We start from the raw sequence: 24364 nt of genomic DNA on the forward strand, positions 1-24364 counted from the left end.
TGCTGTGAGCGTCTGCTCGCTGGGATGTGGTTAGTTTTCTCCAGGTTGACGGGCATGGGGAACCTCAAGACTTCGGACAGGTTTTCGAAAAGCCACCCCGTCGCTGGTCCTTGGTCGCTTTAGTCCTCGATCGCCCAAGTGAGGCTGTGCTTGTCGTCGCCGGGGTGCGGGCTCCATCGGATGTGGGTCAGCCGCAAGGACTCCGGCAGCACGTACACCGTGTGCCCGCCCGCCGTCTCACCCGGTGCGACGCCGATCCGGTGCGGCGGCCGGGACGACAACGCCACCGGGGCCTTCGAGATCTGTTGTCCGTCCTCGGTGACCAGCATCAGGTACAGGTCCGGCAGGGACGCGAAGGGCACCGGGCCCCGGTTGTGCAGTTCGGTGTGCACGACTACCGAACGTTCGCCCTCTTGCAGTCGGTAACCGGCGGCGGTGAACAGGAAGTCGGCCGGGTCGACCACCTCGACCAGTTGGATGACCAGTCGTTCGCCTTCCTGGCCTTCCGTTTCCAGTGAGCCGCCGACGACGCCGGTGCGGCTGCCCGCCGCCGGTGCGGTGGTGACGGTGGGCTGGTCGCCGCGCGCCCAGGCCGCAGACTGGGGTGGGCCCCAGGTGCTCATGGGGTCCGCGCCGGTTGCCGGGAAGGGGGGCTGGGCGGGGAAGCCGCCGCTGGGTGGGCCGGTTGGCGGGTTGTAGACCGGGGGTGGGGGCGGGTAGGCGCCGGTGGGGCCGCCGGGCTGGTGTGCGGGGTACGGGCCGCTCGGGGTGCCGTAGGGACCGCTGGGTGTCCCATGTGGACCGCTGGGTGTGCCGTACGGGCCGCTTGGGGTGCCGTGCGCCGGGTAGACGCCGCTGGGGGTGCCGTGGGCGGGGCCGGGGCCGTAGACGGGGGGACCGTAGGACGGTGGCGGCGGTGGGGGAGCGGCTGGGGGGAATCCGGCCCAGGCGCCGGCTGCGGCCAGTGCGCCGCGCAGGCCGTTGGGGTCGAACTCGACGCCGACGATCAGGGGCAGGCCGCTGGCCGAGAGCGCGACCAGTCTGGAGGCGGCTTCCCTGGGGTCCACGCCTGCCCTGGCGGCGATCTCGTGCACGGGAGCCGCGCGCCCCGACTCGGCCAGCAGGGCGAGCAGGCGCATGTCCACGGGATCCGGCGACACCACGGAGCGAACCTACCCCTTCCCTGCGATCACCGCGGGGGCGCACCCACCGACGGAAAAACCCGAGCTGTGACCCTTGTCATCTTCCGCCCGGTCTGGTGAGTATTTCACCCCACGTAGATCAGCCAGGTGAACCAGCCCCGGGAGGTGGCGGATGCGCAGGGTCGCGACACCGCTGGTGATGGTCGCGTCGCTCGGGTTGCTCGCCGGATGTCTCGGCAGCCCCCAGCAGACCGATGTCACCCGCAACGCCGACGCGAAGGAGCTGTCCCTCACCATCACCGGCAACTCGGTGGCCGGCGGGAAGAACGCCACCCGCGCCGCCTGGGTCACCGACTGGGTGATCCCCAGGTTCACCGAGGCGCAGAAGGCCAAGGGTGTCACCGTCACGGTGAAGTTCGACGGCAATGGCGCGGGCGACGAGGACTACAAGACCAAGGTCGCGCTGGACCTCAAGACCGGCGGCGGCGCGGACGTGCTCACCGTGGACGGCATCTGGATCGGCGAGTTCGCCGAGGCCGGGCAGCTGAAACCGCTGGACGACCTGGTCGGCAAGGCCAAGGTGGACGCGTGGGAGGGCTGGAGCCAGGTCCCGCGGTCGGTGCAGGGCCTCGGGTCCTTCGGCGAGCGCCGCTACGGCATCCCGGACGGCACCGACGGGCGGGTGCTGTTCTTCAACAAGAAGCTGTTCGCCCGGGCCGGGCTGCCCGCTGACTGGCAGCCGAGGAGCTGGACCGACATCCTGGCCGCGGCCGGGGAGCTGAAAAAACTGCCCGGAGTGACACCGTTGCAGGTCAACGCCGGCACCGCGATGGGCGAGGCGACCACCATGCAGGGCGTGCTGCCACTGCTGGCCAGCGCCGGGAAACCGCTGTACCGGGACGGCCGGTGGCAGGCCGGTCCGGCACTGGGCGAGGTGCTGGAGTTCTACGCCAAGGTCTACCGCGAGGGCCTCGGTGACCCGCTCACGCAGCAGGAGGCCAAGGGGCGGGACAAGTCCTTCGCCCAGTTCGCCGAGGGCAAGCTCGGCATCATGATCGAGAGCGACTACCTGTGGCGCGGGGTGGTCGAGCCGGCCAGGGGCGTGGCCAAGATGGCCGACCGGGACCAGGCGGTCGGCTACGCCAAGATCCCGGCCCGCCAGCCAGGGGTCGGCGGCCGGGACTTCGTCAGCATGTCCGGTGGCGCGGTCAACGTGCTCAACCCGGCCACCAAGTTCCCGCAGCAGGCCTGGGAGCTGTTGCAGTTCATGAACTCCGCCGAGGCGCTCAAGGCCCGCGCGGGCGGCGGCGCGCAGGTCACCGCGCGCAACGACGTGAACAACCAGGTCCTGGCCGGGGACCCGATGCTGACCTATGTGGCGCAACAGGTCCTGCCGGTCACCCACTACCGGCCGCCGGTGGCCGGCTACCCGAGGGTCTCCGCCGCGCTGCAGCAGGCCACCGCGGACGTGATCGCCGGGCGGACCGTGGCCGAGGCGCTGTCGAACTACCGGGCCGCGCTGTCCAAGATCGTGGGCGAGGCCAATGTCGACGCCGGTTGACCTGAAGCCCGCCGTCGAGCGGTCCGCGGGTGGCCGGGTCGCCGACGTGGCGGGGCTGGGCATCGGCCGGGCGGTCGGGTTCGTGCTGCCCGCGCTGGCGCTGATCGGGCTGTTCCTGGTCTTCCCGGCGTTGTGGACGCTTTACATCGGCATCACCGACTACCAGCTGACCGGCCCGGCCGCGGCCAACCCGCGGGTCATCGGCTTGGACAACTTCCTGGCCGCGCTCAACGACGGGCTGTTCCGCAACTCGCTGTGGCTGACCGTGCTGTTCGTGCTCGGCTCCGCGGTGATCGGGCAGAACCTGCTCGGCTTCGGCCTGGCCTACCTGCTGCGCGGGGCCAGGCCCTGGCTGCGGCGGCTCACCGAGAGCCTGGTGCTGCTGGCCTGGATCCTGCCCAGCACCGTGGTCGCCTTCCTCTGGATCGCCGTGCTGGACCGGGACGGCGGCACGCTGAACCTGTTGCTGGCCAACGAGGGCACCGCCTGGCTGGTGCAGTACCCGCTGATCTCGATCATCCTGTTCAACACCTGGCGGGGCACCGCGTTCTCCATGCTGCTCTACTCCTCCGCGCTGGCCGCGGTGCCGCCCTCGCAGCTGGAGACGGCGAAACTGGTCGGCGCGAACGGCTGGCAGACCGTGCGGGACGTGGTGTTCCCGCACATCCGCGGGCACGTGCTGACCAACACGCTGCTGATCAGCCTGTGGACCGCCAACGACTTCACCCCGTTCCTGCTCACCGCGGGCGGGCCCAACCACGCCTCGGAGACGCTGCCGGTGTTCATCTACCGGCAGGCCCTCGAAGGCGGCCAGCTCGGCTACGCCTCGGCCATCTCGTTGTTGTTGCTGCTGGCGAACCTGCTGGTGGCCGGGCTGTACCTGCGGCTGCTGCGGAGGCGGGCATGAGCGTGAAGTTCCTGTTGCGGCGCATCGGCTTCTACACGCTGATCGCGGTGGTGCTGTTCTTCTTCGCGGTGCCCATGCTGTGGCTGGCCAGCGCGCCCTTCGACGCCCGCCCCGGCCTCGGCCTGCGCTGGCCGGACTGGACGCTGGACAACGTCAGCAAGACCCTGGAACACCCGCACACGCTGTCCTCGCTGCTGAACTCGCTGCTCCTGTGCGGGATCGCCACCGCGGTGACCACGGTGTGCGCTGCGCTGGCCGCCTACGCCCTGTCCAGGGTGCGCATCCCCGGCCGGGACCTGTTGCTGTACCTGCTGTTGCTGCTCTCCAGCGTGGTCACCGGCACCGCGGCGATGGTGCCCATCTTCGTGATGATGTTCCAGCTCGGCCTGATCAACTCCCAGTACGGCACCGCGCTGGTGATCGCAGGCGGCATGCTGCCCGCGGCCATCTTCATCCTCAAGGACTTCATGGACTCGGTGCCGCGCTCCTACGAGGAGTCGGCCAGGGTCTTCGGCGCCTCACCGGGGCAGGTGCTGCGGCACGTGGTGCTGCCGGTGGCGCGACCGGGGATCGCGACCATCCTGGTGTGGGCCTTCGTCAACGCCTGGGGCAACTTCCTGCTGCCGTTCCTGCTGCTGCGCGATGTCGAGGCGCAGCCGGCCGCGGTGCTGCTGCGCACCCTGCAGGACGAGGGCGGCAGCGCCAACCTCACCGTGATCCCGGTGTTCTCACTGCTGTACTCGATACCGGTGGTGCTGCTGTACCTGATCGTCAGCAAACGCTACGGGTTCCGCTTCCACGGAGGGATCAAGAGCTGATGGCGGGTATCGGCATCACCGGACTGTCCACTGTGTACCCGAACGGGGTGCGCGCGGTGGACGAGCTCGACCTGCGCATCGCCGACGGCGAGTTCTTCGCCCTGCTCGGCCCCTCCGGCTGCGGCAAGACCACCCTGCTGCGCACCATCGCGGGACTGGAGCAGTCCAACGCGGGGTCGATCACCATCGGCGCTGACGAGGTCACCTCGGCCGAGCCCGGCAAGCGCGGGGTGGCCATGGTGTTCCAGGACTACGCGCTGTTCCCGCACATGACGGTGGCGGAGAATATCGGCTACCCGCTGCGGGTGCGCGGGGAGAACAAGGCGGCGCAACGGAAGGTGGCCGAGACCACCGCGGACGGGCTGAGCCTGGCCGGGCTGCTGGAACGCCGCCCCGGCCAGCTCTCCGGCGGCCAGCAGCAGCGGGTCGCGCTGGCCCGCGCCATCGCGATGGGTGCGCGGGTGCTGCTGCTGGACGAGCCACTGTCCAACTTGGACGCACGACTGCGGCTGGAGGCGCGCACGTTCCTCAAGCGGCTGCAACGGGAACTGGGCATCACCACGGTCTTCGTCACCCACGACCAGGCCGAGGCGCTGGCCCTGGCCGACCGGATCGCGGTGATGGAGTCCGGCAAGATCCGGCAGCTGGGCAGCCCGCGTGAGGTGTTCCAGCGGCCGGCGAGTGTGTTCGTGGCCAACTTCATCGGGTCCACACCGATGAACCTGCTCGACGCGGTAGTTGTCGGTGACGAGGTGGAGGTGGCAGATGCGCGGCTGGGTCGGCCCCTGGGTCTGGCCGTGTCCGACGGCGACCAGGTCACGGCGGGCATCCGCCCCGAGTACCTGCGACTCGCCCCGCAAGGCAGTCCCGGCGGGATCGCCGGCGTGGTGTCGACGGTGGAGAACCTCGGGGTGAGCTCGCTGGTGTCGCTGGAATGTGCGGGCGGCCTGCTGGTCGGGGTCACCGTGCCGGAACAGGACGAGCCGCCGGTGGGCAGCACGGTCACCGCGGTCCCCGAACCCGGCAGGCTGCTGCTCTTCGACGCCGACGGCCTGCTGCTCAGCCCGGAACCGGTGCCCGCGTGATCATCCACAGTGGACTGATCACCAGGGAGCTGCGCTCGGCGAGCCGGTGGCTGGAGCTCCCGTTCGAGGTGCCGCCCGGCTGCGCGGGGGTCACCGTCGAGCTGACCTACGCGGAACCGGCGATCCTGGACATCGGCTGCGCCGGACCGGCCGGTTGGCGCGGCTGGTCCGGTTCGGCCCGCCGCCGCTTCGCCATCGGTCCCGCGTCCGCCACCCCCGGCTACCTGCCCGGCGAGGTGGAACCCGGTGAGTGGCGGGTTGTCCTTGGCCTGCACCGGATTCCGCCGGAGGGGGCGCACGCCCAGGTCGAGGTGACCCTCGGCCCGGCCTTCGTCGAGGTCGAGCGCCCGGCCCCGCTGGCCCCAGCGCCACGCCCGCCCCGGCACCTGCCGGCCAGTGCGGGCCTGCGCTGGATCCCGGCCGACCTGCACGCGCACACCCTGCACTCCGACGGCCAGCTGACCGTGCCGGAACTGGCCGCGCTGGCGGTGTCCAACGGCCTGTCCGCGCTGGCGGTCACCGACCACAACACCGTCGCCCACCATGCTGAGCTGGCCGAGGCAGGCAACCGGTACGGCATCGCGCTGATCCCCGGCCAGGAGGTCACCACGGACTCCGGCCACGCCAACGCCTTCGGCGACATCGGCTGGATCGACTTCCGCCAGCCGCCGGCCGAATGGCTCACCGCGGTGCGCGAGCGCGGCGGCCTGCTGTCCATCAACCACCCGCTCTCCGGCGACTGCTCCTGGCGGGACCCGATGCCGGAACGCCCGCCGCTGGCCGAGATCTGGCACTCCAGCTGGTGGAGCCGGACCTGGGGTGGCCCGCTGGCCTGGTGGCGGTCCTGGGGCATGCACGTCACCCCGGTCGGCGGCAGCGACTGGCACGGCCGCGGCGCCGACGCCCAGCCCGGCAACCCGACCACCTGGCTCGCCGTGGACGAGAACGCCTACGGCCCGGCGGAACTCGCCACGGCCGCGCTGGACGCCCTGCGCGCCGGCCGCACCGCGATCAGCGCCAACGTGGACGCCCCGGTGCTGCTCCCGGTCGATGGCGGGCTCGCTGTGGTGGGCGCCTCGGACGCGCTGCTCTACGGCCCGGACGGCAGCCGCCGCGAGGCCAGGACCGAGGGCAGGCTGCCCGCCGCCGGTCCTGGCGGTCACGTGCTCACCGATCACGAGGGTGGCGTGATCTCCCTCTGCGGCAACCCCTGACCGAGCCGCACGGTCGCGATCTCCCAGCCCCGCAACAACAGTCCCACCGCGTCCTCGGTGACGTCCAGCTTCGCCAACGGGTTCCCGGCCAGGTCGGTGACCCGCGCGCTGACCAGGCCGGGCAGCCGCAGCACCGTGGCCACCGGCTCCTCGGAGTAGGCGACCAGCCGCAGCTCCAGCTCGCCGTCCCGCTCCCGCAACCCGCTCAGCACCGCGCCTTCCACGCGCAGGCCGGTCGCCTCGGCCAGTTCGGCGATCCCGGTCCCGGCCGCGCTCACCAGCGGCAGTGTGAACCGCTCCACCAGCCCCATCACCTCGGCGTCCAGGCGCCCAGCCCCCACCGCGATGCCGAACCGGGCCACCCGCGGCCCCAGTTCCTGCGCCCCGGGGATCGGCGTGGCCGGCCCGGCGGGCTCGGCTCGCAGCGGGTGCAGGTTCCGGCTGATCGCGCCCACCGACCGCAGCACGGTCAGCGCCAGCGCCCCGCCGGTCACCTCGTACTCGGTGGCTTGCTCCAGCAACACGGTGGCCGCACCGGCCGCGACGAACCCCGAGGCCGGGAAGGTCGGCAGCGGCGCCTCCCCGTTGCCGCCCTCGTTGGTCAGCCCGCGCGCCACCACGCCGAACTGGCCCTCGGCCCGCGATCCGGTGACCGGCCCGACCGGCAGGTGCACCCGCACCCGGTGGTCCCGGCTGCGGTTCTCGAACCGGAGCTCCAGCCGCACAAAGGGTTCCCCGGCCCGCAGCTCCACCGCCATGGACACCTCGGTCGCCACCGTGCCGGCCGCCCGCGCCGACCCGGCGGCATCGGCCAGCCCAGCCGGCCACTCGTAGGTGCGGTACACGGTGAACCCACCGACCAGGGGGCCGGGTGCGTCCGGGCAGACCAGGATGGCCACCGGCTCGTGCACCAGCAGGTCGGCCACTGGCGGGCCGTAGTTGTAGCTGTCCCCGGCGTCCCCGCCGTCGCAGATCCGCCCGACCCCGTCCAGTGCGAGGCCGTCGGGGTCCTCGATCCGCAGTGTGCCGTCGTCCAGCACGGTCACCGAGACCAGCCCGTTGCTCAGCACACCGTCCACAATGGACACCGGATGTCCGACGGGTGCGGTGCCGGCCACCGGTCGCGCCGTGGTCCAGCCCAGCGCGGGCACCGGCACCGCGGCCAGCAGCTCGCGCCTCGGCTCGTCCACCACTCGCAGCGACCACACCGGGTGCTCAGCCGCCCGCGCCGCCAGCTCGGCCGCGAAGCGCTCCACGTCGTAGCCCGGATCGCCCAGCCGGCCCACCGCGAACTCCACCACGCCTGCCCCGATGACCGCCCTTTGGACTGCCCGGTCGTACATGACTTGGCCGAAGGTTCGCCGCCGCACCGCCTCGGCGACCTCGGCCGCCGGGAACTCCGCGGCCAGCAGCACCCGCTCCGGCCGCTCGACCTCCTGAGTCGCCGCCAGCCGCCCGTCCGGCAGTGCCAGCGCCACGGCGTCCCAGTCCTCCGGCGCGACCGCCGACACCCGCACGACGTCCTGCCGGGGCCACGGACTGGGGTTCACCACCAGCACCGCGTCCCCCGGAGCCCGCGCCGCCAGCGCGTCCACCACTCGGTCCCGCACCGCCGAACCCAGCTGCTCGGCCTCGGCGATCCGGCCTGCCACCTGGGCCGCGGTGCTGTCCGCGCCGCAGCCGGTCACCGAGTCGTGGCAGGAGGCGTCCACCAGCCGCTGCCAGGCCATCTCGGCGAAGGGGTGGGCCGCGGCCGGGAACCACAGCGCGGCAAGGGGTTCGGCGTAGCGCTGCACCATTCGCTCGGCCTCGGCCATCGCCTGCTTCACCGGCGCGCGCACCGAGAGCACCCCGGGCAGCAGGTTCGCCCGCGCGTGGCTGCGCAGCTCGCCGCGCACCTCGGTCAGCCCGGCCGCGTCCACGTCCCGCCCGGCCAACGCCTCGGTCAGGGTGGCCAGCCGCAGGGTGACCGGGCCTTCCGCCGCGCTGACCGCCCTGACCTGCTCGGTCAGCGAGGGCAACGGTGCGCCGTGGTCCGCGCCGTACATCGCCAGCACCTCGTCCGCGCCGAACCAGCCGCGCATCCGCTCGGCGAAGTCCTCGGCCCGGCCCCTGGTGGCCGAGGGGTCGGTGAACAGCACCGCCGCGTTGCCGTAGCCGCCGGGCAGGTACTCGGTGCGCACCGCCGAACCGTCGGGGGACACCCAGGAGAAGCCGTTACTGTCCACTGTGGACGGCACGCCGCGCCACAGGCAGGCTTGCCGGAAACCGAAGCCGCGCAACAGCTGGGGCAGCTGCGCCGCGTGCCCGAACTGGTCCGGCAGGTAGGCCACCGGCATCGCGCCGCCCAGCTCGGCCGAGCGGGCCAGCCCGATCTCCAGGTTGCGCACCAGGTTCTCGCCGGAGCAGAGGAAGGAGTCCGCGAGCACCCGCCACGGCCCGACCGCTAGCTGTCCGCGCGCCACCAGCTCGCGCACCTGGCCAACCGCGGCCGGCCGGATCTCCAGGTAGTCGTCCACCGCCGCGGTCTGCCCGTCCAGGGTGAACCGGAGCCCGGGATCGGCGGCCAGTCGCGGCAGCACCTCGTCCAGCAGGTCCACCAGGCGCAACCGGAACCGCTGGAACGGCTCGTACCACTCGCGATCCCAGTGCGTGTGCGGGACGACATGGACGGTGCGGCGGGGTGACGTCGGAGGCACGCTCACACGTTAGTGAGCCACGGTGGTTATGTGTATACCGTCAGGAACTTTCGCCTGGACGCACACGTTGGGCGGAGTAAGGTCGGCTTAGCGGAGTTAACAACGTTCACAATACGGTGACGTATGTGAACCCCGGTATCGAGTGGGGAGTAGGGCCGGATGGGCACTGACACCGCGGCGGCGGAACCGCTGCCGGATCTGCAGATGTTCGACGACGCGTACATGAAGGACCCGTACCCGATCTACGCCCGGCTGCGGCAGCAGCTGCCGGTGCACCGGACCTCGTTGCCCAACCGCTCGTTCGACATGTGGGTGGTCACCAGGTACGAGGACGTCAAGATCGCGCTGACCGCGCCGCAGGTCAGCAAGGACGCCAACGCCATGCGCGAGCTGATCCTCAAGGACGCGCCGGAGGGCGCCCCGCAGTTCACCGAGCAGCTGGCCGGCCACATGCTCAACAGCGACCCGCCGCAGCACACCCGGCTGCGCAAGCTGGTGGCCAAGGCCTTCACCCCGCGCCGGGTGGAGCAGCTGCGCCCGCGGATCGAGCAGATCACCACCGAGCTGCTGGACCGGGTGGCCGCCGGTGGCGAGGTGGTCGACCTGATGGAGACCTTGGCCTTCCCGCTGCCGGTCACGGTCATCTGCGAGCTGCTCGGCGTGCCAGAGGCCGACCAGGCCGACTTCCGCCGCTGGTCCAACTCGCTGCTGGGCAACAGCAACGCGCCGGAACAGCAGGCCAAGGACAGCCAGGACCTGGCCATGTACCTGGTGCGGCTGATCGAGGACAAGCGCGCCACGCCCACCGACGACATGCTCTCCGACCTGATCCAGGTCAGCGAGGACAGCGACTCGCTGAGCCAGGGCGAGCTGGTCGCGATGGCCTTCCTGCTGCTGGTCGCCGGGCACGAGACCACGGCGAACCTGATCGGCAACGGGATGCGCGCGCTGCTCACCCACCCCGACCAGCTGGCCGCCCTGCGGGCCAAGCCCGAGCGCCTGCACAACGCGGTCGAGGAGCTGCTCCGCTACGACGGCCCGGTGATCACCGGCACCATCCGGATGACCACCGAACCGCTCACCCTCGGCGAGGTGACCGTGCCCGCGAACCAGCTGCTGCTGGTCGGCCTGGGCTCGGCCAACCGGGACGCCACCAAGTTCGAGAACCCGGACGAGCTGAACATCGACCGGGTGCTCGGCGGCCACTTCGGCTTCGGCCACGGCATCCACTACTGCGTGGGCGCGCCGCTGGCCCGGCTGGAGGCGGTCACCGCGATCGGCGGCCTGCTGGACCGCTTCCCCGAGCTCACGCTGGCCGTGCCGCCGGAGGAGCTGAACTACCGCAGCAGCGTGCTGATCCGCTCGCTGATCGAGCTGCCGGTCCGCCCGAACGGCTGATCGGCGACCACCACAATGACGGTGGCGGGTCCCCAGCGGGCACGCCACCGTCCTTTGTGGACACTCAGCAGGACAGCCTGGCCTCGGCCCAGTCCGCGTGGTCGAAGTTCCGGCCGTCGCCGCCGTCGGTGACCCGCAGCGTCAGCGTGCGCGCCCCGGTGACGTCCACCGACAGCGGCACCGCGGCCTGCCCGGTGCGCAGCACGGCGGTCTCCTGCCGGAGCACGCCGTCGGCGAGCACCTGGAAGGCGGCCGAACCCGGCGAGCTGGTCTCGTCGTCCAGACCGGCCAACGCGGTGAACCGGGCGCACCGGCCGCCCAGGTGCACCGAGACCTCGCTCGGCGCGTGCGTGCCGAGCCCCTTGGCATAGCTGACCCCGTTGACACGCAAGGGGTTCCCGTCGCCACCGGCGGACTCGTTGTTGGCGCGATCCCGCTCCACCGGTCCCCAGCCGTTGCTCTCGGCGGCGAACGGCAGCTCACTCACCCACGGCTGCCGGTCAGCGCGACCGTCGCCTTGACCGCCTGCTCGACGCGCATCCGCCGCCGCCCCTGCGGCAACGCGGCATCGGTGAACTCGGCGACCACCGGAACCTCCACCGGCCCGAACTTCGCGTCCGGACCCACGGTGACCTGCCAGCGTCCGCGCAGCTGACCGCCAGGAGCCAGCCGGGCCGCGGTGATCGCCGCTCCGCTGACCTGCCAGCCCGCCGGCGCGCTGGGCCGCGGCTCGACCCCCCGCAGTGTCCGCGCGCTGTCCCCGGTGAACTCCGCGGTCACCTCGAAGCTGTTGCCCGCCACCAGGTCCCCGGCATCGCCAGGAGTGACGGCCAGCTTGGTCACCGGCGGCTGCGGCACCGGCTGGTGGCAGCTGGTGCGGCCCGCGGTGGCCCGGCAGGCGATCGCGGCGAACCCGCCGTTGGCCGGCACGTCCACCGACAGCCGCTCGCCCGCGGTCCGCACCGAGGACTCCACCAGCACGTCCGCGCGCTCGCCCGGCGCGTCCCGGATGACCTCGACCAGCCAGCGGCCCGGTCCCAGCACGTCCAGCGCGGCGGTCAGCGTGGTGGCCGGGCCGGTGGCGATGCCATCGAAGAACCAGCGGTCCCCGCCGCGCCGGGCCAGCACCGCGTCCTGACCCGGGTAGCCACCGCGGAACCGGGTCTCCTGCCACACCGTCGGCACCTGGTTCAGGAACCGCAGCGCGCGCGGGAAGCGCTGGTACGCCTCGGGTTTGTCCGCGAAGTGCTGCCAGCCCGACTCGAAGAGCACCGGCAGCGCCACCTCGTGCGCCACCGAGGAGCCGCGCGGCCCGACCTCCAGCGACACCGGCGTGTAGTCCATCGAGCCGACCACGTTGCGCGCGAATGGGTGCACCGGGTTGTCGGTGGGCTGCGGCAGCTGTTCCGCGCCGTGCACCGCCTCCATGGTGAGCAGGTGCGGCCAGGTGCGGGCCAGCCCGTGCGGTGTCGGCCAGCGCTTGGTCGTACCACTGGTAACGGGCCTGCGAGTCCGACTCCATGAAGTCGATCTTCACGCCCTTGACGCCCCAGCCGGTGATCAGCGCGAACTGGGTGTCCTGGCCCGCGCGTACCTGGTCAGCTCCGGCACCCACTGCGGGCTCCAGCCCTCGTCCACCAGCACGTACGGCCAGCCGTTGCGCGCGGCGAAGTTCACATACTCCTTCTGCCTGGCGAAGTTCGACGGGCTGGCGTGTTCGCTCAGCCAGGACCAGGCCACCTTGCCGGGCCTGATCCAGGAGGTGTCCTCGAAGCGGGCCGGGTCAGCCAGGTCGTCCACCAGCGTCGACTCGGTCACCGTGCCCAGCTCGCCGATGATCGCGGTCCGCCACGGCGTCGGCGTGCCCGCGGCCAGCCGCACCCGCTCATCGGCGAGCTCCACCGCGTAGCCGCTGGTCCCGGCCGCGTGCCGCAACCGGCTGCCCGCGTACCGCCCGTCCACCGCGGCCTCGGTCAGCAGCACGTAGTCCCCGCCCACCTGGAACAGCGAGGGGTTGCCGAAGATCCCGGCCGGGCATCCCCGTTGCCGCGCAAGGAGAACCGCGTTTCCGTCATCCGCGCGTCCCGGTCCAGCCGCTTGCCGGTGGTCATCCGATACCGCTCGCGCACCAGCCGCTGCGACTGCCCGACCAGCCGCAAACCCGTGGTGAGGTCGCTGCGCTCGGTCCGGATCCCCAGCGCCGAGGGCAGGATCACCGGCCGTCCGTCCCGGTGCACCGACAGCGTCACTGAACCGTCCGCCGCCCCTAAGTCCACGCTCGCGGTGATCCCGGCGTCCGGCCCGCGCATCGCGACCACCCGGTGCTCCGCCGCCAGCGCGGGTGCCCCGCCCGCCACCAGCGCGGCCACCACCGCGACCACCCCACCGGACCATCGTCGACCTGTTCGCATCAACGGTTCACCCAGCTAAAAGGCTCCCAGCTCCCCCTCACCGCGTGTTGGCCGTTGTTGGACACCGAGTTGGCCGTTCCGGACGCGCGGGGCAGCCGGGTTTGGTAAACCCATGCCGTGATCTCCGCGAAGCCGCCCGGCCCGTCCACCCCGGCCAGCGAGGCCGAACTCCGCCTGCGCTGGCTGCGCGCCCAGCCGCTGCTGGTGCTCGCCTACGTGATCGTCCCCGGCTTCGCCGCGGCGCTGGTGCTCACGCTGGTGATCTTCGGCCTGACCCTGCGGGCGGACTCGGCGGTCGGCCTGGTGATCATCACCGGCGGTCCGCTGGCCGGCTTCGTCTGGGCGCTGACCCGCAAGCCGGAGTGGTGGCTCACGCCGAAGGCCTGGGCGCGGCGGGCGTTCTGGATCACCGCGCTGGTCTGCTTCGCCCTGCTCCCGGCCACCGGCTACTGGTCGCCGATCCAGTGGTGGGTGTGGCCGCTGGTACTGACCCTGTGCGTGCTGCTGCCCACCTGTGCCGGGGTGCTCGCCGGACGCGCCCGCCGCGGCTTCCTCACCCCGTACAGTCCCGACCTCGGCGAGACCGGGTTCGTGCTGCACCCCGAACTGAACGGGATCACCGGCCAGCTCCGGCTGGAACTGACCGAGCTGCGCTGGAACCAGGGCGGCTCGGGCCAGGAGGTGTCCTTGCTGCTCAAGCAGATCGAGCAGGTGACGGTGATCGAGGTCTCCGAGACCCTCGCCCCGGCTCGCCGCGCGCTGAGCAAGCCGGACGGCAGCGGGGGAGCGTCACTGCCGCCAGGCCGGGTGCTACAGGTGCAGGGCCGCAAGGGCACGATCCTGTTCCCGCTCAAGGAGGTGGACGCCTTCGCCGAGATCCTGCACCGGCGGATGGCGGCCCGGCCGCAGCTGATCAAGAACGCCAGGGTCACCCTTTGAGTGTCCACAATGGACGGTATTCGCGCCGGAGCCGGACGCTGACCCCCGGCGTGCGGTAGTAGGGATCGGCCGCCATGATCCGTGCCAGCTCCTTTTCCTCGGCGTCGAACACCAGCAGCGCGCCGGAGTCATCCGCCCACGGACCGGCCAGCACCAGCTTGCCCGCCGCGCGCAGCTCGGCCAGGCGTTCCCGGTGCGCGGGCCGGGCGGCCAGGCGGCGGGGGTCATCGGTGAAGACGAGCTCAACCACGATCATGCCGACAGCCTGCGGCCGAGCGGGCATCCGGCGCTGTATCACGTGATACTGCCGTCATGACCGACCTCGCCGGGGTGCCGCTGTTCGCCGGGCTGGACCGCGCCCGCCTGGACCGGCTGCGCGCCACCGGCCGTGCCCACACGGTCGCGGCGGGGGAGACCGTGGCCCGCTTCGGCGAACCCGCCACCGCGCTCATCGTGGTGCGCACCGGCACGCTCACCGCGAGCCGGGACACCGCGGACGGCAGACGGCTGCGCCTCGGCGAGTTCGCCGGACCCTGCGCGGTGGACAAGACCGCGGTGCTCGACGGCGGTGGCCACACCGCGACCTGGACCGCGGCCACCCGCGCCGAGCTCCTGCTGCTGCCCGCCGCCGAGCTGCTCGCCCTGCTCGAGGACGTGCCCACCGCCCGCCGCCACGTGCTCGCCCACCTCGCCGCCCAGGTCCGCACCCGCCAGGACGACCTGGTCCGCACGCACGGCGCCGACGCGGTCGCCCGCATCGCCGCCTGGCTGCTCACCAGCGCCGACGGCGACACCAGGGTGCTGCTGCCCGGCGCGCAACAAGGCCTCGGCGAACACCTCGGCCTGTCCAGGGTCACCGTCAACCGCGCGCTGCGCGCCCTGGCCGCCGACGGCCTGATCGCGGTGGAACCCGGCGCAGTGCGCTTGCTCGCACCCGAACTACTCGCCGCGCGGGCTGGTTAGGGTGCCGGATGTGAGCCGCGAACTCCTCGACCTCGACCGCAGGCACGTCTGGCACCCCTACGGCCCGATGCCCGGCACCCAGGAGCCGCTGCTGGTCGAGTCCGCCCAGGGCGTGCGGCTGCGGCTGGCCGACGGCCGGGAGCTGATCGACGGCATGTCCTCCTGGTGGGCGGTCATCCACGGCCACCGCCACCCCGCCCTGGACGCCGCGGTGCGCGCGCAGGTGGACAAGCTCAGCCACGTCATGTTCGGCGGCCTCACCCACGAGCCCGCGATCCGGCTGGCGCAGAAGCTGGTCGAGATCACCCCCGCGCCACTACAGCACGTCTTCCTCTGCGACTCCGGCTCGGTCTCGGTCGAGGTCGCGGTCAAGATGTGCCTGCAGTACTGGCGGTCCCTCGGCCGCCCGGACAAGCGCAGGCTGCTCACCTGGCGCGGCGGCTACCACGGCGACACCTTCCAGCCGATGAGCGTGTGCGACCCCGAGGGCGGCATGCACTCGCTGTGGCGCGGCGTGCTGCCCGAGCAGGTCTTCGCCGACGCCCCGCCGCGCGGCTTCGACGCCGACATCGACCCCCGCTACGTGCAGCACCTGGCCGACACGATCGAGCAGCACGCCGACCAGCTCGCCGCGGTCATCGTCGAGCCGGTGGTGCAGGGCGCCGGCGGCATGGTCTTCCACAACCCGCGCTACCTGCACGTGCTGCGCGAGCTGTGCCTGGCCCACGACGTGCTGCTGGTCTTCGACGAGATCGCCACCGGCTTCGGCCGCACCGGCACCCTCTTCGCCGCCGACCACCCCGGCGTCAGCCCGGACGTGATGTGCCTCGGCAAGGCCCTGACCGGCGGCTACCTCAGCCTGGCCGCCACGCTGTGCACCGAGCGGATCGCCGAGGGCATCGCCAAGGGCGAGCTGCCGGTGCTCGCGCACGGCCCCACCTTCATGGGCAACCCGCTGGCCACCGCGGTGGCCAACGCCTCGCTGGAGCTGCTGCTCAGCCAGGACTGGGCGGCCGAGGTCCGGCGGATCGAAACCGGTCTCGGCAAGGGCCTCGCCGGGGCGAGCGCGCTACCCGGGGTGCGCGACGTGCGCGTGCTCGGCGCCATCGGAGTGATCCAGCTCGACCATCCGGTGGACATGCTGGCCGCCACCGAAGCCGCGGTCGGCGAGGGCGTGTGGCTGCGCCCGTTCCGCGACCTGGTCTACGCGATGCCGCCGTATGTCAGCACCGACGACGACGTCCAGCGGATCACCGCCGCCCTGCGCGCCGCGGCGGCCGCCGGCTGACCCTCCCCCGATCGGGCCCGCCCGGACGCCTGAGTAGCGTGCACAGACGTGACCGTGCTGGTGATCACTGGAACCGGGACCGAGGTCGGCAAGACGGTCGTCACCGCGGCCGTCGCCGCGCTGGCCAGGGCGCAGGGCAGGCGGGTCGCGGTGCTCAAGGCCGCGCAGACCGGGGTCGGGCCGAACGAACCGGGTGACATCGACGAGGTGGTCCGCCTCGCCGGTCCCGTCACCGCGCGCGAGCTCGCCCGCTACCCACAACCGCTGGCCCCCGCGACCGCGGCCCGCGCCGCCGGGCTGCCCCCGGTCCGGCCCGCCCAGATCGCCGCCTCGGCAACGGGTCTGGACGCCGATCACGACCTGGTGCTGCTGGAAGGCGCTGGCGGTCTGCTGGTCCGCTTCGACCACGCGGGCAGCACCCTGGCCGACGCCGCCTGGGCGCTGGGCGCGCCGGTGCTGCTGGTCGCCTCGGCCGGACTCGGCGTGCTCAACACCGCCACGCTCACCGTGGAGGCGCTGCGCCGCCGCGGCCTGACCTGCCAGGGCCTGGTGGTCGGCAGCTGGCCGGACCAGCCCGGCCTGGCCGCCCGGCACAACCTGGCCGACCTGCCCGAGGTCACCGGCGTGCCGCTGCTCGGCGTGCTGCCCGAGGGCGCAGGCAAGTGCCACGAGGAGGACTTTCTGGTGCTGGCCCGCCGCGGCCTCGCGCCCGCGCTGGGCGGGGAGTTCGACGCGGCCGAGTTCACCGTCCGGCACGGGCTGACCTGATGCCGCGGCCCCAGGCCCGCAAGTCGCCAGGCTGCGCGGTCGTCCTGCTGGTGCTGCTCGGCGGACCGGCCGCCTACCTGCTGTGGGCTGTGATCTTCGGCGGCGCGGATCCCGACGTCCGGGTCTGGCAGACCGTCGGCGCGGCCGCCCTGCTCGTGGCCACCGTGGCCGGACTGCTGGTCACCCTGGACGTCGGCGACGGCAAGCGCCCCGGCTACGACCTCGGCTGCGTGGCGCTGGGCCTGCCGCTGCTCACCGTGCCCGGCCTGCTGCTGGCCCTGCTCGCCGAGGGCGCCGGCATCCGCATCACCGGCTGGGCGCTGGTTGTCTTCGGCGTGCTGGTGATGCTCGGCGCGGTGCTCAACCGCGGCGGCCCCGACGAGCAGGACGAACCGGGCGAACCGGTGAACGGCCAGGTCAGCCACCTGCCCAAGCCCGCATCGGCCAACGAGCCGGTGCCGAGGGCGAACCGGATCGGCTGCTCGCTGGCCGCGGTCGGCCTGCTCGCCCTGCCCGGGTTGTCCCTGCTCTGGCTGGCCGCCTTCGACCCCGCGCGCAGCCATTCCGGCCGGGTCTGGGCGGCCGTCGCCGGCGCCGCGCTGCTGGCACTGGCCGCCGCCGCGACCGCCGCCGCGCTCGGCCTCGGCGAGGCCCGCGGCCGCCTGGACCTCGGCTGCCTCGGCCTGGTCCTGGTGCTGCTCATCGCACCCGGCGTGCTGCTGCTGATCGCGGCCAACCCGCCCGGCGGCGTGCGCGTCGTCGGCTGGTGCCTGCTCGGCCTGGCCGCACTGGCCGTGCTCGCCACGGTGACCCGCGGTCGCCTGGATCGAATCCGTTCCCCCAGAAGGGATGAATCCGCCCCGGAACAGTGAGATGTACCTCAGCACACTCCGGCATCGGTAAGGCAGGATGGCAAGCCGACCGAGCGTCCATCGGAAGGAACATACGGTGACCACAGCCGCCGAACAGGCCACCACGACCGAGGCGGGCGACCGGGACATCCTCATCACCGCGCGGGAGCAGGTGCTCAACCGCGGTGAGGGCCTGTCCGAGCCGCAGATCCTGGCCGCGCTCCAGCTGCCCGACGAGCGCCTCGGCGACCTGCTCCAGCTCGCGCACGAGGTGCGGATGGCCTGGTGCGGTCCCGAGGTCGAGATCGAGGGCATCGTCAGCCTCAAGACCGGCGGCTGCCCCGAGGACTGCCACTTCTGCTCCCAGTCCGGCCGCTTCCCCTCGCCGGTGCGCTCGGCCTGGCTGGACATCCCCGGCCTGGTCAAGGCGGCCGAGCAGACCGCGGCCACCGGCGCCACCGAGTTCTGCATCGTGGCCGCCGTGCGCGGACCGGACAAGCGGCTGCTCTCCCAGGTCAAGGCCGGGATCGAGGCCATCCGCGCGGCCGGCATCGACATCCAGATCGCCTGCTCGCTCGGCATGCTCACCCAGGAGCAGGTGGACGAGCTGGTCGCGATGGGCGTGCACCGGTACAACCACAACCTGGAGACGGCGAAGTCGCACTTCGCGAACGTGGTCACCACGCACACCTGGGAAGAGCGCTGGGAGACCCTGCGGATGGTGCGCGAGGCGGGCATGGAGGTCTGCTGCGGCGGCATCATCGGCATGGGCGAGACCGTCGAGCAGCGCGCCGAGTTCGCCGCCCAGCTGGCCGAGGTGAACCCGGACGAGTGCACGATGAACTTCCTCATCCCGCAGCCCGGCACCCCGTACGAGAACTTCTCGATCGTGGAGGGCTCGGACGCGCTGCGCACCGTCGCCGCGTTCCGCCTGGCCATGCCCCGCGCCATCCTGCGCTTCTCCGGCGGCCGCGAGCTGACCTTCGGCGACCTGGGCACCCGGCAGGGCATGCTGGGCGGCATCAACGCGATCATCGTCGGCAACTACCTGACCAACCTCGGCCGCCCGGCGAGCTCCGACCTGGACATGCTGGAAGAGCTGAACATGCCGATCAAGGCGCTCAATGACACTCTCTGACACCCCTGCCACCGCCCTGTTCTGCGATATCTGCGGCAAGCCGGACAACGAGGGCGAACACCGGAGCTGCGTGGCCAGGCGGGCCATCGACCCGCCCCGCTACTGCCCCCAGTGCGCGCGGCGGATGATCGTGCAGGTGAGCCCGTCCGGCTGGTCGGCCAAGTGCAGCGCGCACGGGTCCACCGAGGGCGGCCAGGGAGGACGACTGTGATGAACGAGCCGCCGCTGCCCGGTCGCGCGGACCCGGTGCGGATCCAGCCCGGCGGGGTCGGGCAGCTGCCGGAAGAGGCGTACCTGCCCTACGTGCTGCCCCGGCCGATCCCGAGGGTGGTGGTCAAGGCCGACCTGCTGCCCGCGATCAGCATGGCCTCGCTGATCTCGCTGCTGGGCATCCCGGTGGCGTTCCTGTGGTCGCTGCTGGCCCCGCCGATCCAGCGCCAGGTCGCCACCAACGGCCGCACCCCGGCGCTGCCGGGCGACTCCAACCACCAGTTCGACTCGCTGGCGGTGTTCCTGCTGCTCACCCTGGCCGCGGGCGCGATCACCGGCGCGGTGGTGTGGCTGCTGCGCAGGCGCAGGGGACCGGTGGTGATGATCGGGGCCACCGCGGGCTCCGCGCTGGCGGCCTACCTGGCCACGCTGATGGGCGGGCTGTTCACCGGCTTCTGGTACTCGGTGCCCACCTCGGTGCAGCTCGGCGACGTCTACACGGTCGCCCCGGCCGCCGTGGACGCCACCGCGATCCTGGCCCAGCCGCTGGCCTTCATCATCGTCTACGGCGCCTGCGCGGCCTGGAACGGCCTCGACGACCTGGGCCGCAGGCTCGGCTAGCTGGCCGGGCGCAACTCGGCCGCGCTGGCCCGCAGCTCCGCGTGGAAGGCCAGCACCGCGGGGGAGCGCCGGGCGTGCCGGGGCACCGCCAGGCACACCGACCGGCGCGGCGGCTCCGGCGTGATCGGCCGCAGCACCACGTCCGCCGGCGTCCGCCCGGCCGCGATGCCGGGCACGATGGTCACCCCGAGCCCCTCGGCGACCAGGCTCAGCTTCGCGGTCCACTCGGCCACCCGCAGCGGGGTGTCCGGGGTGAACCCGGCGCTCGCGCAGGTCGCGTTCAGCGCGCCCAACGCCTCCGGGGTGTCCGCCACGATCCAGCTCTCCCCGGCCAGCTCGCCCAGCGGCACCCGCCGCCGCCCGGCCAGCCGGTGCGTCACCGACAGCGCCACCAGCAGCGGATCGTCCAGCACCGGCAGCAGCTCCGCGCCCGGCACCTCCAGACTGGGCCGCTTGTGCGTGCTGACCACGGCCAGGTCGAGGTCCCCGGCCTCCACCATGGGCAGCAGGCGCTCGGTGGTGCCCTCGCGCAGGGTCAGCGTGATCTTGGGATGGGCCGCCCGGAACCGGGACAGCGCGCCGGGCAGCAGGGCCGCGTTGGCGGTGGCGAAGGCGCCGACCCGCAGGCAGCCCGCGTCCAGGGTGCGCATCGCGTCCAGCGCCCGCGCGGTGTCGGTGAGCCGGTCCAGCAGGGACCGGGCATGGGGGAGCAGGTACTCCCCGGCGGGGGTCAGGCGAACGCCACGGGGGATCCGGGCGAACAGTTCCACGCCACAGAGGTCTTCAAGCGCCGCCATCTGGCGGGACACTGCCGACTGGGTGTAGCCGCCGGCCGCGGCAGCCCCGGTGAACGACCCGTGCTCGACCACTGACACGAAGGTCCGCAGCGCGATCGGGTCCAACAACTCCGCACGCACCCTCCGAGGTTACGCACCGCCGCCGCTGGTGACACGCCCACCCTCAGTCCACGCGCCGGTGGTAGTGCCTGCTGACCCTGGCCCGGTTGCCGCACGCGGGCGAGCACCACCCCTGCCGGGGATGCTCGCGGACGTAGTACTTCACACACCGAGGCCCCCGGCAGGCCCGCAACTCCAACCGCGCCGGTGACCCGAGGAACGCGATCGCCGCCCGCGCGAACCCGTCCAGCACCAGCTCGATCCCGTTGCCCCCCAACGCTTCCGTGCGCACCACCGGCTCCGCTGCCCATTCCAGCGACACCCGCTCCGGCAACACCGCCGAGTTGACCAGCCGCACCGCCTCCGCCACCGCCGGCAACCGGTCCGCGTCCGCCGCACTCGGCGGCTCCGGCGCCACCACCACCGCGAACAGCGACCGAACCGCCTGCCGCAACCCCACCAGCGCCAGCCGCCCAGCCTCCGTCACCGCCGGATCCCCCAGCCACCGCCTGCACCGGTCAAGATCCCCAAGATCGTCGGCCACCCCACCCCGCCCGTCATGCCGAACGGTGCTCACCAACGCCAAAACCCGGTCCACCACCCCACCCTAATGGTTAACTACCCAAAACCCATTAGGAGCCCCGCATCATGATGACCCCAGACCTCGCCCACGCCCTGCACACCGCGAACAACCGCCTCCGAGCCCTGCTCGACACCCCCTTCGACACCAGCGCACCGTCGGCGCTGCCTGGCTGGACCCGAGCCCACGTCCTCACCCACCTGGCCAACCTCGCCGCCGCGTTCACCCGCCAGGCGGAATTCGCCTACGCCGGGAACCAGATCGAGGTCTACGACGGCGGCCGCCCAGCCCGCGACGCCGCCATCGAAGCCGGCGCCACCCAACCCCCCGAAACCCTGCGCGCGAACCTGCACACCGCCCTGAACACCCTGGACGCCACCTGGGACAAGGCCACCCCGGCCGACTGGACCCGCCCGGTCAGCTACCGCGACGGCACCCTGCTCGACACCGCCCTGGCCTGGTGGCGCGAAGCGGAAGTCCACACCACCGACCTGGCCCTGGCCTACACCCCAACCGAGTGGACCCCGGAGTTCACCGCCTACCTGACCACCTACCTGCACCCCCGCCTGCCCCACCCGGTCACCCTCGAAGGCACCCCCACCGCCATCGCCGCCTGGCTGGCCGGCCGGGTCCCACCCACCCCGGTCACCACCGCCGACGGCACCCCGCTGCCCACCCTCAACCCCTGGCCCTGACTGCAACCCAGGTGCCACCCCAGACCTGGCACCACGGGTTGACGCCCCAAACCCCTTGGCGTGACTAGCTTCCACACCACACCAAGGGAAGGTTCACATGCGCCCCAACCACTTCCGCACCGTCACAACAGCAACCCTGATCGCCCTAACCATCCCCGCCATAGCCACCGCCGCCCCCTCTGCCGCCGCTCCACCCACCCCAGCCCCCACCCACCCCTGCGCCACCGCGACCCAACAGTGCGACGGCACCCTCGACCTCCCCCTGAACTGGTCCGACCCCACCGGCGAACGCATCCCCATTCCGTTCACCTTCCACCCCCGCACCGACCAGTCCCGCCCCGCCGAGGGCACTGTCCTCGCCCTCGGCGGCGGCCCGGCCTCGTCTCTCGGTGGAGCCATCGAGGGCCACCGCCGGGCCCTGGGCGCCGAGTCCGCCCGGTTCAACTTGCTGGCCGTGGAACGCCGGGGCTTCGGCCGCGCCGCCCCGTTCGCCTGCCCCGACCTGGACCTGACCACACCCCAGACCTTCGCCGACTGCACCAACGGCATCGGCCCCCGGCTCCAGTTCTTCACCACCGACCAACGCGTCACCGACGTCGAAGCCGTCCGCGCCGCCCTGGGCATCCCGGCGCTGACCCTGTACGGCACCTCCTACGGCACCCGCGACGTCACCGCCTACGCGGTCCGCTTTCCCCAGCGCACCAAGGCGATCATCGCCGACAGCACCGTGCCGGTGAACGCGGAAGGCTATGCCGTCGGCGATACCTTCAACGACCGTCTGCGGGTCACCGCCACCCAGCTCACCGCGATCTGCGCGCCCTCCCCGGCCTGCCGCGCCCTGCCCGGCACCCCCGCGAGCCGCTGGTCGGACCTGATGACCCGCCTGCGCGCCCACCCCGACCCCAAGCTGCCCCTGTTCGCCCTCAACGACATCATCGTCAAACCCGGTGAACCCTCGGTCGGCCGCGAGATCAACGCCGCCATCGCCGCCTACCTAGCCGACGACCCGGCCCCACTGCACCGCCTCGCCGCCACCGGCCCCACCCTGCCGCCCAGGGGTTCGCCCTTCACCGCCCCGTTCTTCGCGTTCTGGTGCGCCGACAGCGCTTTCCCGTTCTCCCGCAACGCCACCCCGGACCTCCGCCGCCAGGAACTGGCCCGCTACCGCCAGGCCAACCCCGAACGCCCGGTGACCGCCGCCGAGGTCATGGGCGCCTTCGGCTGGACCGAGGACTGGTGCGCCCACTGGCCAACCCCGCGCCCCACCCCGCTGATCCCACCCGGAACCACCCTGCCCGACGTCCCCCTGCTCGCCATCGGCGGCCAACTCGACCTGGGCGCCGACCAGGCGGCCCGCACCCTGGCCGCCTCAGCCCCCCGCGGCCGCGCCCTGATCGTCCCCTTCGGCCAGCACGTCCCCAGCATCACCAACTACGGCTACAGCCCCTGCGCCGCCCACACCGTCCGCACCTTCCTCACCAACCCGGCCAAACCCACTCCGCCCTGCACCGCCGAGAACTACCAGGCCCAAGCCCACTTCCCCCGCACCACGGACAACCTGCCCCTCCCACACGCCCCAGCCCTGTCCCGCGAACACCGCACAGCCCTGGCCGTGGCGTTGAGCACCGCCAACGACGCCCTGGCCCGCCGCAACCCGAACACCGCCTTGCAGGCCAACCGCAAGCAGCTCCCCGGCGTCCGCGGCGGCACGATCCACTTCGAGAACCCCCAGATCCGCCTGGACAACGTCCAGCACGTCACGGACGCGGGCGTCACCGGCACGATCACCATCCCCGCGCAGCACGAGGAAGCGACCGCCACCCTCGCCGTCACCCACAACGGCAAGACCGCCGAGCTCAGCCTGCGCTGGAACCCCTTCCACGCGAGGCAGACGCTCAAGATCCAGGGCACGGCCGACAACACCAGCTTCATCGCGACATTCCCGAACGCCAGCTAGCCCACTGCTCGTCCCGCCGTCCCGCCGTCCCGCCGTCCCGCTGGCCGCCCGCCCGGTCCCATCCCGCCGCTGGCCGCCCGCCCCGCCCCGCCGCGTTCCCGTCCCGCCGCGTTCCCGTCCCGCCGCGTTCCCGTCCCGCCGCGTCCCCGCCCCGCCACGTCCCGTTCCGCCCGTCTCGTCCCATTCCATCCCGCTCGTCCCGCTGCTGGGCCTGTCCTTCTCC

At 72.6% G+C, this 24364-nt stretch carries 25 protein-coding genes; 16 read left to right on the forward strand and 9 right to left on the reverse strand.

The genetic code is table 11. The features are described 5' to 3' along the window. Positions 1-119: 119 nt before the first annotated feature. Entirely contained in the window at positions 120-1163 is a 1044-nt protein-coding gene (locus ACWDY5_RS37590) for an AsnC family protein (RefSeq protein ID WP_449726899.1), read from the reverse strand. A 151-nt stretch (positions 1164-1314) separates the two neighbouring features. Between ACWDY5_RS37590 and ACWDY5_RS37595 the strand changes: the two genes are divergently transcribed. The 5 genes from ACWDY5_RS37595 to ACWDY5_RS37615 are packed head-to-tail and all read left to right on the forward strand — an operon-like array spanning position 1315 to position 6727. Further along, positions 1315-2703 carry an extracellular solute-binding protein gene (locus ACWDY5_RS37595; protein WP_449726900.1) on the forward strand — a complete coding sequence of 463 codons (1389 nt, stop codon included), beginning with the start codon at positions 1315-1317 and terminating at the stop codon, positions 2701-2703. Beyond that, a complete protein-coding gene (locus tag ACWDY5_RS37600) occupies positions 2687-3610 on the forward strand; it encodes a carbohydrate ABC transporter permease (protein ID WP_449726901.1) in 924 nt (307 codons plus the stop codon). Before ACWDY5_RS37595 ends, ACWDY5_RS37600 begins: the two co-directional genes overlap by 17 nt. Continuing rightward, entirely contained in the window at positions 3607-4428 is an 822-nt protein-coding gene (locus ACWDY5_RS37605) for a carbohydrate ABC transporter permease (RefSeq protein ID WP_449726902.1), read from the forward strand. The genes ACWDY5_RS37600 and ACWDY5_RS37605 overlap by 4 nt, the downstream gene beginning before the upstream one ends. Beyond that, positions 4428-5513: an ABC transporter ATP-binding protein gene (locus ACWDY5_RS37610; protein ID WP_449726903.1), complete on the forward strand. Its 1086-nt coding sequence runs from the start codon at positions 4428-4430 to the stop codon at positions 5511-5513. The genes ACWDY5_RS37605 and ACWDY5_RS37610 overlap by 1 nt, the downstream gene beginning before the upstream one ends. Beyond that, on the forward strand, positions 5510-6727 hold the full coding sequence (locus tag ACWDY5_RS37615; RefSeq protein WP_449726904.1) for a CehA/McbA family metallohydrolase: 1218 nt from the start codon (positions 5510-5512) through the stop codon (positions 6725-6727). The genes ACWDY5_RS37610 and ACWDY5_RS37615 overlap by 4 nt, the downstream gene beginning before the upstream one ends. Here ACWDY5_RS37615 and ACWDY5_RS37620 read toward each other — a convergent pair. Continuing rightward, on the reverse strand, positions 6688-9426 hold the full coding sequence (locus tag ACWDY5_RS37620) for a glycoside hydrolase family 38 N-terminal domain-containing protein (protein WP_449726905.1): 2739 nt from the start codon (positions 9424-9426) through the stop codon (positions 6688-6690). The two genes, ACWDY5_RS37615 and ACWDY5_RS37620, sit on opposite strands and share 40 nt — an antisense overlap. Before the next feature lie 159 nt (positions 9427-9585). Between ACWDY5_RS37620 and ACWDY5_RS37625 the strand changes: the two genes are divergently transcribed. After that, the gene (locus ACWDY5_RS37625; RefSeq protein ID WP_449726906.1) at positions 9586-10824 is read left to right on the forward strand and encodes a cytochrome P450 family protein; all 1239 of its coding nucleotides are present in this window, start codon (positions 9586-9588) and stop codon (positions 10822-10824) included. A 64-nt stretch (positions 10825-10888) separates the two neighbouring features. On the opposite strand, the gene ACWDY5_RS37630 is transcribed toward ACWDY5_RS37625, so the two are convergent. From ACWDY5_RS37630 to ACWDY5_RS37645, 4 genes are all read right to left on the reverse strand, one after another. Further along, the gene (locus tag ACWDY5_RS37630; protein WP_449726907.1) at positions 10889-11311 is read right to left on the reverse strand and encodes an NPCBM/NEW2 domain-containing protein; all 423 of its coding nucleotides are present in this window, start codon (positions 11309-11311) and stop codon (positions 10889-10891) included. Beyond that, the gene (locus tag ACWDY5_RS37635) at positions 11308-12252 is read right to left on the reverse strand and encodes a glycoside hydrolase family 97 C-terminal domain-containing protein (RefSeq protein ID WP_449726908.1); all 945 of its coding nucleotides are present in this window, start codon (positions 12250-12252) and stop codon (positions 11308-11310) included. Before ACWDY5_RS37635 ends, ACWDY5_RS37630 begins: the two co-directional genes overlap by 4 nt. A 132-nt stretch (positions 12253-12384) precedes the next feature. Next, entirely contained in the window at positions 12385-12822 is a 438-nt protein-coding gene (locus ACWDY5_RS37640) for a glycoside hydrolase family 97 catalytic domain-containing protein (protein ID WP_449726909.1), read from the reverse strand. Beyond that, positions 12798-13205: a glycoside hydrolase family 97 N-terminal domain-containing protein gene (locus ACWDY5_RS37645; protein WP_449726910.1), complete on the reverse strand. Its 408-nt coding sequence runs from the start codon at positions 13203-13205 to the stop codon at positions 12798-12800. The genes ACWDY5_RS37640 and ACWDY5_RS37645 overlap by 25 nt, the downstream gene beginning before the upstream one ends. Before the next feature lie 147 nt (positions 13206-13352). On the opposite strand from ACWDY5_RS37645, the gene ACWDY5_RS37650 reads away from it, so the two are divergent. After that, a complete protein-coding gene (locus ACWDY5_RS37650; RefSeq protein ID WP_449726911.1) occupies positions 13353-14174 on the forward strand; it encodes a hypothetical protein in 822 nt (273 codons plus the stop codon). Here ACWDY5_RS37650 and ACWDY5_RS37655 read toward each other — a convergent pair. Further along, positions 14164-14430, reverse strand: coding sequence for a YciI family protein (locus ACWDY5_RS37655; protein ID WP_449726912.1), 267 nt, complete (start codon positions 14428-14430; stop codon positions 14164-14166). The two genes, ACWDY5_RS37650 and ACWDY5_RS37655, sit on opposite strands and share 11 nt — an antisense overlap. A gap of 56 nt (positions 14431-14486) precedes the next feature. On the opposite strand from ACWDY5_RS37655, the gene ACWDY5_RS37660 reads away from it, so the two are divergent. The 7 genes from ACWDY5_RS37660 to ACWDY5_RS37690 all read left to right on the forward strand — a co-directional run bounded on the left by ACWDY5_RS37660 (position 14487) and on the right by ACWDY5_RS37690 (position 20013). Then, positions 14487-15137: a Crp/Fnr family transcriptional regulator gene (locus tag ACWDY5_RS37660; RefSeq protein ID WP_449726913.1), complete on the forward strand. Its 651-nt coding sequence runs from the start codon at positions 14487-14489 to the stop codon at positions 15135-15137. Positions 15138-15147: 10 nt separating this feature from the next. Continuing rightward, entirely contained in the window at positions 15148-16425 is a 1278-nt protein-coding gene (locus tag ACWDY5_RS37665) for an adenosylmethionine--8-amino-7-oxononanoate transaminase (RefSeq protein ID WP_449726914.1), read from the forward strand. A 48-nt stretch (positions 16426-16473) separates the two neighbouring features. Then, the gene (bioD, locus tag ACWDY5_RS37670) at positions 16474-17193 is read left to right on the forward strand and encodes a dethiobiotin synthase (protein WP_449726915.1); all 720 of its coding nucleotides are present in this window, start codon (positions 16474-16476) and stop codon (positions 17191-17193) included. After that, on the forward strand, positions 17193-18065 hold the full coding sequence (locus ACWDY5_RS37675; protein WP_449726916.1) for a hypothetical protein: 873 nt from the start codon (positions 17193-17195) through the stop codon (positions 18063-18065). The genes bioD and ACWDY5_RS37675 overlap by 1 nt, the downstream gene beginning before the upstream one ends. A 76-nt stretch (positions 18066-18141) precedes the next feature. After that, on the forward strand, positions 18142-19182 hold the full coding sequence (gene bioB / locus ACWDY5_RS37680) for a biotin synthase BioB (protein WP_449726917.1): 1041 nt from the start codon (positions 18142-18144) through the stop codon (positions 19180-19182). After that, the gene (gene bsaP / locus ACWDY5_RS37685; protein WP_252486187.1) at positions 19169-19393 is read left to right on the forward strand and encodes a biotin synthase auxiliary protein BsaP; all 225 of its coding nucleotides are present in this window, start codon (positions 19169-19171) and stop codon (positions 19391-19393) included. The genes bioB and bsaP overlap by 14 nt, the downstream gene beginning before the upstream one ends. After that, positions 19393-20013: a DUF2567 domain-containing protein gene (locus ACWDY5_RS37690; protein ID WP_449726918.1), complete on the forward strand. Its 621-nt coding sequence runs from the start codon at positions 19393-19395 to the stop codon at positions 20011-20013. Before bsaP ends, ACWDY5_RS37690 begins: the two co-directional genes overlap by 1 nt. Here the strand turns inward: ACWDY5_RS37690 and ACWDY5_RS37695 are convergent. Both ACWDY5_RS37695 and ACWDY5_RS37700 read right to left on the reverse strand, forming a co-directional pair. After that, positions 20010-20930, reverse strand: coding sequence for a LysR family transcriptional regulator (locus ACWDY5_RS37695; protein ID WP_449726919.1), 921 nt, complete (start codon positions 20928-20930; stop codon positions 20010-20012). The two genes, ACWDY5_RS37690 and ACWDY5_RS37695, sit on opposite strands and share 4 nt — an antisense overlap. A gap of 43 nt (positions 20931-20973) precedes the next feature. Further along, on the reverse strand, positions 20974-21510 hold the full coding sequence (locus ACWDY5_RS37700) for a CGNR zinc finger domain-containing protein (RefSeq protein ID WP_449726920.1): 537 nt from the start codon (positions 21508-21510) through the stop codon (positions 20974-20976). A gap of 47 nt (positions 21511-21557) precedes the next feature. Here ACWDY5_RS37700 and ACWDY5_RS37705 point away from each other — a divergent pair, with 47 nt between their 5' ends. Together ACWDY5_RS37705 and ACWDY5_RS37710 are read left to right on the forward strand one after the other, a co-directional pair. Next, positions 21558-22184, forward strand: coding sequence for a maleylpyruvate isomerase family mycothiol-dependent enzyme (locus ACWDY5_RS37705; protein ID WP_449726921.1), 627 nt, complete (start codon positions 21558-21560; stop codon positions 22182-22184). A 97-nt stretch (positions 22185-22281) separates the two neighbouring features. Then, positions 22282-24141: an alpha/beta fold hydrolase gene (locus ACWDY5_RS37710; protein ID WP_449726922.1), complete on the forward strand. Its 1860-nt coding sequence runs from the start codon at positions 22282-22284 to the stop codon at positions 24139-24141. The last annotated feature ends 223 nt before the right edge of the window (positions 24142-24364 follow it).

The sequence above is a fragment of the Crossiella sp. NPDC003009 genome (assembly GCF_053591555.1).

Bases quoted from the DNA above. Each gene is read 5' to 3' on its own strand.
- ACWDY5_RS37595 (WP_449726900.1), top strand. From the start codon at position 1,315: ATGCGCAGGGTCGCGACACCGCTGGTGATGGTCGCGTCGCTCGGGTTG.
- ACWDY5_RS37600 (WP_449726901.1), top strand. From the start codon at position 2,687: ATGTCGACGCCGGTTGACCTGAAGCCCGCCGTCGAGCGGTCCGCGGGT.
- ACWDY5_RS37605 (WP_449726902.1), top strand. From the start codon at position 3,607: ATGAGCGTGAAGTTCCTGTTGCGGCGCATCGGCTTCTACACGCTGATC.
- ACWDY5_RS37610 (WP_449726903.1), top strand. From the start codon at position 4,428: ATGGCGGGTATCGGCATCACCGGACTGTCCACTGTGTACCCGAACGGG.
- ACWDY5_RS37625 (WP_449726906.1), top strand. From the start codon at position 9,586: ATGGGCACTGACACCGCGGCGGCGGAACCGCTGCCGGATCTGCAGATG.
- ACWDY5_RS37635 (WP_449726908.1), bottom strand. From the start codon at position 12,252: ATGGAGGCGGTGCACGGCGCGGAACAGCTGCCGCAGCCCACCGACAAC.
- ACWDY5_RS37655 (WP_449726912.1), bottom strand. From the start codon at position 14,430: ATGATCGTGGTTGAGCTCGTCTTCACCGATGACCCCCGCCGCCTGGCC.
- ACWDY5_RS37660 (WP_449726913.1), top strand. From the start codon at position 14,487: ATGACCGACCTCGCCGGGGTGCCGCTGTTCGCCGGGCTGGACCGCGCC.
- ACWDY5_RS37675 (WP_449726916.1), top strand. From the start codon at position 17,193: ATGCCGCGGCCCCAGGCCCGCAAGTCGCCAGGCTGCGCGGTCGTCCTG.
- bsaP (WP_252486187.1), top strand. From the start codon at position 19,169: ATGACACTCTCTGACACCCCTGCCACCGCCCTGTTCTGCGATATCTGC.
- ACWDY5_RS37690 (WP_449726918.1), top strand. From the start codon at position 19,393: ATGAACGAGCCGCCGCTGCCCGGTCGCGCGGACCCGGTGCGGATCCAG.
- ACWDY5_RS37705 (WP_449726921.1), top strand. From the start codon at position 21,558: ATGATGACCCCAGACCTCGCCCACGCCCTGCACACCGCGAACAACCGC.
- ACWDY5_RS37710 (WP_449726922.1), top strand. From the start codon at position 22,282: ATGCGCCCCAACCACTTCCGCACCGTCACAACAGCAACCCTGATCGCC.